Genomic DNA, 11,599 nt, shown 5'->3' with positions numbered 1-11,599 from the left:
AGCGCGACCTGACGAAGTACTACTAGAAGAGCGTCGACCAGTAGAACCAGAACGCCTGCAGCACCCCGCCCGCGATCACCAGGTACCACAGGATCAGCACCACGCTGTGGAACTGGAAGCCCGGCCGGACGTTGCGCAGCGTCGTGTACCAGAAGATCGGGATCGTCACCGCCCACACGACCATGCAGTACGGGCACAGCGCGCCGATCTCGTACAGCGACTGGAAGATCAGCCAGTGCACGAACAGCACGCCCGCGGTGACACCGGCCTGCAGCCCGATCCACACCCACCGCGGCAACTCCACGCCGGCCAGCAGCAGCACGCCCACCGTCGTCACGACCGCGAACCCGGCGATGCCGAGCAGCGGGTTCGGGAACCCGAGCACCTCGGCCTGTGCGGTCTTCATGACCGAGCCGCAGCTCAGCACCGGGTTGATGCTGCACGTCGGCACGTAGAACGGGTCCTTGAGCAGCGCGATCTTCTCGACCGTCAGCACGAACGAGGCGACCAGGCCGACGAACCCGCCGGCCGCGAGCACCCACGCGACGATCCGGTTCACTTCGCGAGCTCCCGGTCGATCGCCGTCTTCAGGTTGTCGTAGCTGGGCGCGCCGCTGAACTTGGTGCCGTTGATGAAGAACGTCGGCGTCCCCTGCACCCCGAGCTTCGACCCCTCAGTGCGCGAGGCCAGCACCTTGTCGCGCAGCGCCGAGTCGTCGAGCGCCTTCTCGAACGCGGCCGGGTCGAGCCCGAGCTGCTGAGCCACGTCCAGGAACTTCGCGCGCTGCGACGTCTGCTGCCCGCCCCACTCCGGCTGCGACTCGAACAGCGCCTTGAACATCTCGTTCTTCTTGCCCTGCGCGTCGGCGGCCTCGACCGCAATCGCGGCCAGTTCGGCGTTGCGGTGCATGGGAAGCGGGAAGTGCTTGACCGCGAACGTGACGCGGTCGCCGTACTCGCTCTTGAGCTTCTCCACGCCGGGATACGCGGCACGGCAGGACGGGCACTCCATGTCGAGGTACTCGACGACGGTCACCTTGCCGTCAACGGACTGCGGTGCGGCGGTCGTGTCGTTGCGGGAGAACAGCAGGAAACCGGCGACCACCACCGCGACGACGGCGACGATGACCAGGGACAGGCGAGCGTTTTTGGACATGACTCGTAGAACCTCCGACGAAGGCTGGGAAGTGGGCTTGGCGACCGACGAGCGGTCTATGTGCGCAGCACGCAGAGCTGCGCCAGCCGTACTTCCAGCCGACGTGAAGGCCGAGACCAAACCTGTGCGGGGATGAGGTGCGCGGGCACGGACCGGGCCCGCCGCAGCACGGCGAACCCGATCAACACCGCCAGCGCCACCACGAGACACGCGCCCGCGACGAGAATGCCCTCCAGCAACCCGCCGTCATCGGCCAGGTCGGAGTGGGCCACCACGTGGGTGCTCGACGTCGGACACTGCGCGGTCCAGGCGAACTCCGTCTCACACGGAGTGCCCTGCATCATCGCGACCCCGGCCACCAGCGCGAGCACGGCGAACACGCGCGCGAGGTACGCACGGGTTCGCGAGGCGCCGGTCACGTGATCCAGAGTAGCGACCTACGCTGATCGACATGGAGCGAGTCGGCATCATCGGGGTGGGCGAGATCGGCCGGGCACTCGTGGCGGGCCTGCGCCAAGACAGCTCTTCGCCGATCTTCCTGTCCCCGCGCAACGCCGCCACGGCCGCAGCCTTGGCGTCCGCGTACCCCGGAGTGCACGTGTGCGGCTCCAACCAGGAGGTCGTGGACAACTCCGACCTGGTGATCATCGCGGTGCGCGGAGCTTCCCGTCACGAGGCCTTGGCAGGGTTGGAGGTCTCCGGAAAGCTCGTGGTCAACGTGATGGCCGGGGTGTCCAACGCCGACCTGCGCTCGCTGCTGGCCACCGACGCACCGGTCGTCCGGGCGATTCCGCTGCCGGCCGTGCGCGAACGCCAGTCCGTCACGGTCGTCCACCCGTCCCATCCGGTGGTGAACGCCCTGTTCGACCGCCTGGGCGGTGCGCTGCCCGTCGCGGACGAGGCGGCGTTCGACGTGTTCTCCGCGCTGAGCGGCACTCTGACCACCCACTACGCCTACCTCGCCACGCTCGCCTCGTGGGCTTCGGGCCAGGGAATCGCTCCCGAGGACGCGGATCGGTACATCCGGGGACTGTTCCAGGGGGTTGGCCGGTCGTTGAGCGACGAATCCCGTTCTCTGTCGCAGCTCGCGGCCGATCACGAGACGGTGGGCGGGAGCAACGAGCGCATCCGCACCACGTGGTTCGACGCGACCAACTCCGACGCCTTGCGGAATGCACTCGACGGGCTGCTGGCCGTCCTGAGGCACTAGGACATCCGGGGGGAGGTGCGCACAAATCAGATCTGAGCCTCCAGCACGTCCTGCACCAACGCGTCCAGGTCCTCCACTGTGCACGCCGAGCTGACCGACTACCATTCGTGCCCGAACGGGGGTACCTGAGTGGCCAAGGTGTTCGTCAGCTACGCGAGCCCGGACCTGGCACTGGCCGCGAAACTGCACGAGTGGCTCGAAGCGGACGGCCACGAGGTCTTCCTCGACCGCGATCCGCGCACCGGCATCGCGGTCGGCGACGAGTGGGTGCGCCGCCTGCACGAACGCCTGCGCTGGGCCAACGCGCTGCTCTGCGTGATCACGACGGACTACCTCGCCTCGGCGTGGTGCACGGCGGAGCTCGACACGGCGCGCATGCTGGGCAGCCGGATCCTGCCTCTGCGGCCCGGCACCGTCGTCCACCCGCTGCTCGACGAGATCCAGCACACCGACCTCGCCGACCCGGCCAAGGCGAGGGCCCGCATCGCCAGGGCACTGCGGGAGATCGACGCGGCAGGAGATCCGCACTGGCCGGACGGCCGCTCCCCGTTCCCCGGCCTCGTGCCGCTGGACGTCGACCGCCACCGCGTCTTCTTCGGCCGTGACCGCGAGGTCGCCGAACTCGTCGGGCTCGTCCAGGAGGACAACGGCGGCACGCTCGTCGTCGGCCCGTCCGGCTGCGGCAAGTCCTCGCTCGTGCGGGCAGGCCTGATCCCCGCGATGACCGGTGTCCCCGGCGTGTTCCCACTGCCCGTCGTGATGCCGGGACACGACCCGGTGAGCGCGCTGGACCACGTGCTCGCCCAGACCCCGTCGCACCGCCCGCTACTCGTGATCGACCAGCTCGAGGAGGTCTTCACGCTGTCCGACGTGCACCGGCGCAGGGAGTTCGCGGGCCGGCTGCGCGACACGGACGCCCACCTCGTGTGCACGATCCGCCCGGAGTACCTGACCGAGCTGCTGTCCGACCCACACCTCGCCGACCTGTGCGGCCGCGTCCACCCCGTCACGCCACTGCGCCGGGAGTCGCTGCGCGAGATCATCGAACGGCCCGCCGAGATCGCCGGCATCGCGATCGACGAGCACCTCACGTCCCGGCTGATCGACGACACCGGTGATGGCACCGCGCTGCCACTGCTCGCGTTCACCCTCGCCGAGCTCAGCGACGGCGTGCGGCGCGGCGGCAGGCTCTCCTCCGCCCGGTACGACGCGCTGGGCGGTGTGCGGGGCGCGTTGCTCGCGCAGTCCGACGCGGCCCTGCTCGCCGCGACCACCGGCCGGACCGCGCCGGACGTGCTCGCCGCACTGCTCTCGCTCGTCACCGTGGACGAACGCGGCCGGCCGACCCGCCGCCACGTGCCCGGCATCTCGTTCCCCGAGCTCGCCGAGTTCGTGACCCGCCGCCTGGTCACCACCGACACGATCGCGGGCGAGGTCGTCCTCGGCGTCGCACACGAGGCCTTCCTGACCGAGTGGCCGCCGCTGGCCGAGGCGATCACCGAACACGCGGCGGCCCTGCGCACCCGCGGTGCCCTCGAACAGGCCGCGACCGAGTGGACCGCGGCCGGGCGACCGCCCTCGCGACTGTGGCAGGGCGCCCACCTGCACGTGGCCCGCGAGGACGTCACGCGGGTCGACCTGTCCGCCACCGCCGACGACTTCCTCCACGCGAGCGTCCGCCACGACAGGCACCGGCGCAGGCGAACTGTGACCGTGCTGTCGGTCCTGCTGGTCATCGCGCTGGCCGGCGCGGCCATCGCCTACAACCGCCAGCTCATCGCCCAGGACCGCCAGTCGGAAGCCGAGCAACGCCAGCGCGCCGCCGTCGCCCAGCAGCTGATCACCCAGGCGGGCACCTTCACCTCCGTAGCTCCCTGGGCCGCGCTGGCACTCGGCGTCGCCGCGGGACGGATCGCCCCCGGCAACGCCTCCGCGAACGCCGTGGTCCGGCACACGCTGGCCAACAGCGGCTACCGGGGTGCCCTGCCAGGCCAGACTCGGGTCGTGCATGCCCGCCGCGCGAGGCTGCTCGCGGGTGTCGGCACCGACGGTTCGGTGACCGTGTGGAGCACCTCAGCACCGGGCCCGCCACGCCTGAAACACCGGCTCGCCGTCGACGGGATGGGGCTGCGACAAGTGGCGATCTCACCGGACGGCCGGACGCTGGCCACCGCGAACAGCAGCGGCGAGATTCTCGTCTGGGACCTGACGGCGACCACACCGCATCGCATCGGTCCGGTGCTGAGCGGGGAGTTCCAGCCGATCACGGACATGGCGTTCACGAATGACGGCACCACGCTCGTGACCGCCAACCGGCACGACGCACGACTGTGGAACATCTCTGATCCCACCCGGACTCATCTGCTCGGCTGGTACCTCCACCACGACGGTGCGAGCGAGATCAACGCTGTCGCGTTCTCCCCAGGAGGCGAGCTCCTGGCGGCAGGCGAGAGTCTGTGGGACGTGACGCGATCGGAGCAGCCGCGGCCGGCAGGTCGGCTGCCGGTCGGCACAGCTCCACTGCGGGACGTGGCGTTCTCACCAGTGCGCGGACTCGCCGCGGTGTCCGGCGACGACGGTGTCGTGCTCGTCGACGTGTCCGATCCGGATCATCCACGCGCCGTGTCCGCGCGGCTGGCCGGGTCCGAGTCGACGAAGTCCCTCGACTTCTCACCGGACGGCCGCACGCTTGCCATCACCGGTGGCCTCGGTGGCACCGCGATGTGGGACGTGACCGACCCGCTGGCACCGAGGCGGGTCGCCGACACCCCGCCCGCCATCACCGCCGGTTCGGTGTCGTTCTCACCGGACGGCCACAGCCTCGCCGTCGAGAACACCCTGTGGGACCTCACCGGCAAGTTCCGCCCGGCCCCGATCGGAGAGCCGTTCGACGCAGACGTGCGCAGCCTCGCGTTCAGCCCGGACGGGACGACCCTCGCCGTCGGCGGTGACGACCGCGTCACCCTGTGGCGGCCGCACGACCCGGCCACACCGTTCGGCGAGCCGCTGACCGGCATCTCGCCGCACGAGCCGACAGCGGTCACGTTCGCTCCGGACGGCCGCGTTCTCGCGGCGGGCAACACCTTCCAGGACGTCACGGACCCAGGACATCCCCGGAAAAAGCACCAGCTGGAGTACTGGACCGTGCTCACGGTGTTCTCTCCGGACGGGAACTACTTCCTGACGACCACCGCGGGCGATACCGGCAACGTCCCGACGCTGTGGTCCTCGCGCGACCCTGCCCGGCGCGACAGGTTCCTCCGAGGGCACGACACGAAGGTCGCGGCGGCCGCCATCTCACCGGACAGCCGCAAGATCGCCACAGTCAGCACGGACGGTTCTGTTCGAGGATGGGACTTCCTCGCACCGGGAAGCGTCCCCGACCCGATGGTTGGCAACGTCTCCGGCGCCGCCGCGGTGGCCTTCTCTCCCGACAGCGGCGTGCTGGTGGCGGGCGGGTCCGGCGGTACCGCACTCGTGTGGGACACCCAGGGCGTGTCCCGCGTCGGGCAGCCGATGCCGGTTGCCGCGGCACAGCTCGCTTTCGCCCCGCACGGCAGACTGCTCGCGACGGGCAGCCCCGACGGCACCGTCCTGCTGTGGGACATGACCGACCCGTTCACACCACGTCAGCTCGGGCCGCCGCTGAGGTTTCGCGCCCGCGGACCGCTGGCGTTCAGCCCGGACGGCACGACGCTCGCCACCGGTGACGTGTCGGACGGCGTTCGGCTGTGGGACCTGAGGCCGCTGACCTCCATGCTGGACAAGCCTTTCGAGATCGCCTGCGAGATCCTGGGAGAGGGTCTGGCCGAACAGGAGTGGCCCCAGCTCGTGCCCGGTCTGCCGTACCGGGAGACGTGTCCGTGAGTTTGGAAGCGCGCCGAACAGCATGCTTTCAGGTTGATCTGCGGGCAATGGCTGGACGATACGAGCTCGCCTGCGTGCCATCAACCTGACCAACCGCGCCGCAGGACGAAGTCGTCCATCTCGTGACGCCGCACCGCGAGACCCAGCAGAAGGACACCCGCGACACGATCCACACCGAACTCGCTAGCTGACGCCGACGTCGTTCCACGCGGACCGGACGGTGTTGGCGACATCGGCACCGAACAGGGCCTGCGCCGACGCGACGGTCGCCGCCGCCGCCTCGGCGAAGTCGGAGTTCACCCGGAGCTTCGTGGCGAGCGCGTCGTACCAGACCTTGCCCGCGCGCTCCCACGCGTTGCCGCCGAGACGGGTCGCGGTGAGGTGGAAGGCCTTGTTGGGGATGCCGGAGTTGATGTGCACGCCGCCGTTGTCGTTGCGCGGGTTGCCGTCGTCGGGCAGGTCGACGTACGAACGCATGTGGGCCGGCTGGCGGTCGAGCTGGTGGGCCTTGCCTGGGTCCTTCATCGACCGCAGCGCGACGCCCTGCAGCTGCGTGCCGAGGATGCCCGCGCCGATCAGCCAGTCGGCCTGGTCGGCTGACTGCCCGAGCGCGTGCTGCTTGACCAGCGAGCCGAAGACGTCGGCCCAGGACTCGTTCAGGGCGCCGGACTGCTGGCGGTAGCGCAGGCCCGCCGTGTACTGGACGACACCGTGCGTGATCTCGTGGCCCACCACGGAGACGTCGCGGGCGAGCGCGCCGGGCTGGAAGACCTTGCCGCTGCCGTCGCCGTAGACCATCTGCGTGCCGTCCCAGAACGCGTTGTCGAAGCCGCGTCCGAAGTGGACGGAACTGACCAGCCTGAGGCCGTTGCCGTCGACGCTGTGCCGGCCCAGGACGTCGCGGTAGAAGTCGTAGGTGCGGTCGGCGTTGTCGAACGCGTCGTTGACGGCCGGGTCGCTGTTGGCGCCGTCGCCTTCCTTGCGGCGCATGACGCCGGGCAGGTTGCGCTCGTCGCCGCCCTGGACGTCGTGCACGGCCTTGAACTCGCTGGCGGGGCCGCGCAGCTGGCCCGCGTTCAGGTCGAGGAACTGGACGGCCTCGGTGAGCGTGTCGCGCTGGGTGCGCAGGGCCGCAGAGGCGAGCAGGGTCGGGATGGTGTCGCGGATGTCGACGTTGCCGGCTTCCGCGAGCTCGATGAGCAGATGCGCGGGCAGGATGAAGCAGACCATGGTGTTTCCCCCTCCTGGTTCCCCTTGTACCAGTGGAGGAGGGGCCGCACGGCGGGTAAATACACGGCGTCCCGCTGCGGGCAGCAGGACGCCGTGACCAGATCAATCAGCAGTACACGTACACGTATTTCGTCTCGTTGCGCGCGTCCAGCCACCTGGTGGTCCACGGCTCGACGTCATCCCACTTGTCGTCCTGGTAGGTGACGCGGAATGCGTTCCCGTGCGCTGTGCCCTTGGAAGGGAGCAGGTAAAAGGTGTGGAAGTAGCAGCCGTCGAAGTTCCACCACTTGTACGGAGGCGGCGTGCTGGCCTCGATGCAGGCACGCCCGGCTTGGCAGGTGCCCGCCCAGAACCCGTCCGACGAGAGGGGTGCGGGTGCGGCTTGGACAGCGGATGCGTTCGCGCACAGCAGGGCCGCGGCCGCCGCGGCTCCAGTCAGGACTTTCCCCAGTGATGTGCTCAATTCGGATATTCCCTCATCTCGCAGCGATACCGCGAAACCGGACATATCGCGATATCGCTAGTCCCCAGTAGTACGCAGAGACTATGTGCGTGCGGGATTCACCGAAGGGGGATCGCCGAAATTCATTGCCGAACCCATTGCGTGACGACGGGAGTGCCGTCGTCCGCTGTCACCCGGATGCGCACCAGCCCGGGCGGCACCTCGGTCGCCGTGAACCAGCCGCCGTCGATGGCCACCGAACGGCGTGACCGCGGCGTCTCCACCACCGCCTCGCCCTCGGCACCGGTGACGAACCCCCGGACCGTGGAGTCGTTGATCTCCAGACTGACCGTGACCCGCTCCGACTCGAACGCCAGCGTGAGCGGACCGTCGCCGCGGACCAGTGCCTCCGACTCGGCGAGCTCGGCCAGTTCGGCGTCGAGGGTCCGCAACGCCAGCGCGGCGCTCGCATCGCGCAGCACGCCAGCCGGAACCGGGTCGAACTCCTCGGCCGCAGCCCTGAGAACGTCGAGGAAGTCGTCGTCGTTCATGACCGCTCCTCCAGCAGTGAGTGACCGCTGACCAGCGCTTTCAGCTTGCCGAGGCAGCGTTGCCTGATCGGACCGATGCTGCCGACCGGCATGTCCAGGGCGAGCGCGGCGTCGGCGTACGCGGGCGGCGGCGAGGCCATCAGCACGCGCAGCAGCCGCCGGCACCGTTCCGGCAGCTGTTCGAAGACCCGCCAGAGCGCCGCGTCGCGTTCACCTTCGAGCAGCTCGTGGTCGACGGCCGGGGCGGGGTCGGGGGACTCGTCGACCTCCTCCGTGGGCTCCGGCAGGCGGCCTGACCTGCGGATGAGCTGCAGACACTCGTGCCGCGCGGTGGTGGAGAGCCAGCCGGCGAGGCGTTGCGGTTCGGCGATGCGGTCGAGGTGCTCGACGAGCTTGATCCAGGTGCACTGGACGGCGTCGGCCGCGTCGGCATCGCTCAGGCGGTAGGCGCGGGCGATCGACCACAGCAGCCCGCTGAACTGCCTGACCAGGGCGTCCCACGCGCTCTGGTCACCACGCGCGGCCGCGGCCACCAGCGCTGGGATGTCCATGTGGACATGATGCCGCGCGCGCCCGTCCAGATCCGGATCTCCACCCACTTGTCTGAATTTGGACGGACACGGTCTTGTTTGGCGTAATGCGCGTCACAAACCGGCGTCTCAGGTGCATGCTGATGTCCAGCAGCTCTACCCGAGGACTGATGACCATGACCAGTGCGACCGCGTCCTCCCACCACGACTGGGAGTCTGACCTGGAGCATTACCGCAGCCGCGCGGTGCACGTGCTCGACACGCACCTGCCCGCGGCAACCGGCTGCACCGAGTGCGGCGACCCGTGGCCGTGCGCCCGCGCGTGCACGGCCGAACTGGTGCTCGAGCTCTGATGCCCTGATCCCTACGAGTTCACGCGATCGAGGAACGCGCTCACGCCGTTGACCATCCGGTCGACCTGCTCGTCGAGCGTGATCGACTCCTTGAACCGCGACCCCGGTCCCGCACTCTTCTTCCCGCGCAGGTACAGCGAGCACTCCAGGTCGGCGCACACGTAGACGCCGACCGAGTTGCCCAGTTGCCCGGACTTCCCGGCCTTGCGCGCGGTCATCAACGACACCCCGTCACCGGAATGCGTGGTCAGGCACCACGCGCACATGGTCTTGCGCGCGCTGCCGGAACTGCTTGCGCGCCGCAACGCGATGCCCACGAGCTTGCCGTCCAGCTCGATCACCAAGTAGCCGCGGTCGGGTGCGGCCGGGTCGCGCCAGCCCAGGAAGTCCAGGTCGTCCCACCGGCGTTCGGCGAGATCCCTGGGCACGTGCATGCGCTTCGCCTCGCCCTTGGTGGAATTGACGAAGGACGCGCGGATGTCGGGTTCGGTCAGCGGCTTCATGACCAGGGACGCTAGGCTTACCTAGAGGTCCTAGGCAAATCATTAAGGGCTCTAGGAAGGGTGACGGATGGCACGCGCGGGGCTCACCGCCGAACGCCTCACGCAGGCGGCCGCGGAGCTGGCGGACGAGGTCGGCTTCGAGAACGTGACGGTGTCCGCGCTCGCCCGGCACTTCGGCGTGAAGGACGCGTCGCTCTACTCGCACATCCGCAACGCCCACGACCTGCGCGTGCGCCTCGCGGTGCTGGCGCTGGCCGAGATGGCGGACCGGGTGTCGGACGCGCTGGCCGGCCGTTCGGGCAAGGACGCGCTGGTGGCGTTCGCCCAGGCGTACCGGTCGTACGCGCACGAGCACCCCGGCCGGTACGCGGCGGCGCAGATGGTGCTCGACCCGGACACGGCCGCACTGAGCGCGGCGAGCAAGCACGCCGAGATGACGCGGGCGATCCTGCGCGGCTACGACCTGTGGGAGCCGGACCAGACCGACGCCGTGAGGTTGCTGCACAGCACGTTCCACGGCTACGTGTCGTTGGAGCGCGCGGGGGCGTTCCACAGTCATCCGCGCGGGGTCGAGGCGTCGTGGACCCGCGCCCTCGACGCGCTCGACTCCCTGCTGCGCGCCTGGCCCTAGTGTCCTGAGTCGTTAGTTCTTGTGCACCGTAGGCTTGGTCGATGCCGAGTTCGAAGTTGGTGCCGTTGGTCCTGTCCGACGAGGAACGTCGGATCTTGGAGGGCTGGTCGCGGCGCCGGACGACAGCGCAGGGGTTGGCGATGCGAGCCGGGATCGTGCTCGCCTGCGCGGAGGGCGGCTCGAATACCGAAGTGGCGCAACGGTTGCGGTTGAGCCGCAACACGGTGCGGACGTGGCGGTCGCGGTTCGTCAGCGACAGGCTGGACGGCCTGTCCGACGAACCGCGACCGGGCCGCCCGCGGCAGATCAGCGACGATCAGGTCGAGCGGGTCGTGGTGACGACACTGGAAACCACCCCGACGAACGCCACCCACTGGTCGACCCGCTCGCTGGCCCAGCAAACCGGGATGACGCAGTCCGCGGTGTCACGAATCTGGCGAGCCTTCGGCCTCAAGCCCCACCGGGTCGACACGTTCAAGATCAGCAAAGACCCCTTCTTCGTAGACAAGGTCCGCGACGTCGTCGGTCTGTATCTCGACCCGCCCGCGAAGGCGGTCGTGCTGTGCGTGGACGAGAAGACCGGAATCCAGGCCCTCGACCGCTCGGCACCAGTACTGCCGATGCTGCCTGGCGTGCCCGAGCGACAGAGCTTCGACTACATCCGGCACGGCACCACTAGCCTGTTCGCCGCTCTGGAGATCGCGACCGGCCAGGTCATCAGCGCGGTGAAACGCCGACACCGGCACCAAGAGTTCCTGGCGTTCCTGCGCACCATCGACAAGAACGTGCCCGCCGAACTGGACGTCCATGTCATCCTCGACAACCTCGCCACCCACAAGACACCAGCGGTGAAAACGTGGCTGCTCAAGCATCCGCGGTTCCATCTGCACTTCACCCCGACCAGCTCCAGCTGGCTCAACCTCGTCGAGCGCTTCTTCGCCGAGATCACCATGAAACTGCTGCGGCGAGGCGTCCACCGCTCGGTCACGGCACTGGAGAAAGACATCCGCGGCTGGATCGAGCAGTGGAACACCAACCCCAAGCCATACGTCTGGACCCGCACCGCCGACCAGATCCTCGAGTCGCTCGCCGCCTACTGCCAACGAATTAATGACTCAGGACACTAG

Annotated in this window: 13 protein-coding genes; 5 read left to right on the top strand and 8 right to left on the bottom strand. The window is 69.2% G+C overall.

The window, feature by feature from the left end:
* Positions 1 to 22 precede the first annotated feature (22 nt).
* Genes UK23_RS08315 through UK23_RS08305 form a run of 3 tightly spaced genes read right to left on the bottom strand, consistent with a single transcriptional unit; the run spans position 23 to position 1,574 of the window.
* Positions 23 to 559 carry a vitamin K epoxide reductase family protein gene (locus tag UK23_RS08315; RefSeq protein ID WP_045310817.1) on the bottom strand — a complete coding sequence of 179 codons (537 nt, stop codon included), beginning with the start codon at positions 557 to 559 and terminating at the stop codon, positions 23 to 25.
* Positions 556 to 1,155 carry a DsbA family protein gene (locus UK23_RS08310; protein WP_045310816.1) on the bottom strand — a complete coding sequence of 200 codons (600 nt, stop codon included), beginning with the start codon at positions 1,153 to 1,155 and terminating at the stop codon, positions 556 to 558. Before UK23_RS08310 ends, UK23_RS08315 begins: the two co-directional genes overlap by 4 nt.
* A 56-nt stretch (positions 1,156 to 1,211) precedes the next feature.
* Positions 1,212 to 1,574, bottom strand: coding sequence for a hypothetical protein (locus tag UK23_RS08305; RefSeq protein WP_045310815.1), 363 nt, complete (start codon positions 1,572 to 1,574; stop codon positions 1,212 to 1,214).
* Positions 1,575 to 1,606: 32 nt separating this feature from the next.
* Here UK23_RS08305 and UK23_RS08300 point away from each other — a divergent pair, with 32 nt between their 5' ends.
* Both UK23_RS08300 and UK23_RS08295 read left to right on the top strand, forming a co-directional pair.
* On the top strand, positions 1,607 to 2,365 hold the full coding sequence (locus UK23_RS08300) for an NAD(P)-binding domain-containing protein (protein ID WP_045310814.1): 759 nt from the start codon (positions 1,607 to 1,609) through the stop codon (positions 2,363 to 2,365).
* Positions 2,366 to 2,494: 129 nt separating this feature from the next.
* Positions 2,495 to 6,232, top strand: a complete 3,738-nt coding sequence (locus UK23_RS08295) for a TIR domain-containing protein (protein ID WP_045310813.1) — start codon at positions 2,495 to 2,497, stop codon at positions 6,230 to 6,232.
* Between the two features lie 183 nt (positions 6,233 to 6,415).
* Here the strand turns inward: UK23_RS08295 and UK23_RS08290 are convergent, their stop codons facing one another.
* The 4 genes from UK23_RS08290 to UK23_RS08275 all read right to left on the bottom strand — a co-directional run bounded on the left by UK23_RS08290 (position 6,416) and on the right by UK23_RS08275 (position 9,006).
* Positions 6,416 to 7,462 carry a M4 family metallopeptidase gene (locus UK23_RS08290; protein ID WP_045310812.1) on the bottom strand — a complete coding sequence of 349 codons (1,047 nt, stop codon included), beginning with the start codon at positions 7,460 to 7,462 and terminating at the stop codon, positions 6,416 to 6,418.
* Between the two features lie 106 nt (positions 7,463 to 7,568).
* Positions 7,569 to 7,925 carry a hypothetical protein gene (locus UK23_RS08285; protein WP_045310811.1) on the bottom strand — a complete coding sequence of 119 codons (357 nt, stop codon included), beginning with the start codon at positions 7,923 to 7,925 and terminating at the stop codon, positions 7,569 to 7,571.
* A gap of 122 nt (positions 7,926 to 8,047) precedes the next feature.
* Complete coding sequence (locus UK23_RS08280) at positions 8,048 to 8,455, bottom strand: hypothetical protein (protein WP_045310810.1); 408 nt, start codon at positions 8,453 to 8,455, stop codon at positions 8,048 to 8,050.
* Positions 8,452 to 9,006 carry an RNA polymerase sigma factor gene (locus tag UK23_RS08275; protein WP_045310809.1) on the bottom strand — a complete coding sequence of 185 codons (555 nt, stop codon included), beginning with the start codon at positions 9,004 to 9,006 and terminating at the stop codon, positions 8,452 to 8,454. The genes UK23_RS08280 and UK23_RS08275 overlap by 4 nt, the downstream gene beginning before the upstream one ends.
* A gap of 155 nt (positions 9,007 to 9,161) precedes the next feature.
* Between UK23_RS08275 and UK23_RS08270 the strand changes: the two genes are divergently transcribed.
* Positions 9,162 to 9,338 (top strand): hypothetical protein, encoded by a 177-nt coding sequence (locus tag UK23_RS08270; RefSeq protein WP_156212948.1) that lies wholly within the window; start codon positions 9,162 to 9,164, stop codon positions 9,336 to 9,338.
* Between the two features lie 11 nt (positions 9,339 to 9,349).
* Here UK23_RS08270 and UK23_RS08265 read toward each other — a convergent pair whose 3' ends face one another.
* A complete protein-coding gene (locus UK23_RS08265; RefSeq protein ID WP_045310807.1) occupies positions 9,350 to 9,841 on the bottom strand; it encodes an FBP domain-containing protein in 492 nt (163 codons plus the stop codon).
* Positions 9,842 to 9,908: 67 nt separating this feature from the next.
* Here UK23_RS08265 and UK23_RS08260 point away from each other — a divergent pair, with 67 nt between their 5' ends.
* Together UK23_RS08260 and UK23_RS08255 are read left to right on the top strand one after the other, a co-directional pair.
* On the top strand, positions 9,909 to 10,472 hold the full coding sequence (locus tag UK23_RS08260) for a TetR/AcrR family transcriptional regulator (RefSeq protein ID WP_045310806.1): 564 nt from the start codon (positions 9,909 to 9,911) through the stop codon (positions 10,470 to 10,472).
* 41 nt (positions 10,473 to 10,513) lie between these two features.
* Positions 10,514 to 11,599 (top strand): IS630 family transposase, encoded by a 1,086-nt coding sequence (locus tag UK23_RS08255; protein ID WP_045310805.1) that lies wholly within the window; start codon positions 10,514 to 10,516, stop codon positions 11,597 to 11,599.

The sequence above is a fragment of the Lentzea aerocolonigenes genome (assembly GCF_000955955.1).
Lineage (GTDB): Bacteria > Actinomycetota > Actinomycetes > Mycobacteriales > Pseudonocardiaceae > Lentzea > Lentzea aerocolonigenes_A.
The sequence above is the reverse complement of the archived record's forward strand: the minus strand, read 5'-3'. Positions and strand labels throughout refer to the sequence as shown.

Coding starts and splice junctions, on each gene's coding strand:
- UK23_RS08310 (WP_045310816.1), bottom strand. CDS start 1,155: ATGTCCAAAAACGCTCGCCTGTCCCTGGTCATCGTCGCCGTCGTCGCG.
- UK23_RS08300 (WP_045310814.1), top strand. CDS start 1,607: ATGGAGCGAGTCGGCATCATCGGGGTGGGCGAGATCGGCCGGGCACTC.
- UK23_RS08290 (WP_045310812.1), bottom strand. CDS start 7,462: ATGGTCTGCTTCATCCTGCCCGCGCATCTGCTCATCGAGCTCGCGGAA.
- UK23_RS08280 (WP_045310810.1), bottom strand. CDS start 8,455: ATGAACGACGACGACTTCCTCGACGTTCTCAGGGCTGCGGCCGAGGAG.
- UK23_RS08275 (WP_045310809.1), bottom strand. CDS start 9,006: ATGGACATCCCAGCGCTGGTGGCCGCGGCCGCGCGTGGTGACCAGAGC.
- UK23_RS08270 (WP_156212948.1), top strand. CDS start 9,162: ATGACCAGTGCGACCGCGTCCTCCCACCACGACTGGGAGTCTGACCTG.
- UK23_RS08265 (WP_045310807.1), bottom strand. CDS start 9,841: ATGAAGCCGCTGACCGAACCCGACATCCGCGCGTCCTTCGTCAATTCC.
- UK23_RS08260 (WP_045310806.1), top strand. CDS start 9,909: ATGGCACGCGCGGGGCTCACCGCCGAACGCCTCACGCAGGCGGCCGCG.
- UK23_RS08255 (WP_045310805.1), top strand. CDS start 10,514: ATGCCGAGTTCGAAGTTGGTGCCGTTGGTCCTGTCCGACGAGGAACGT.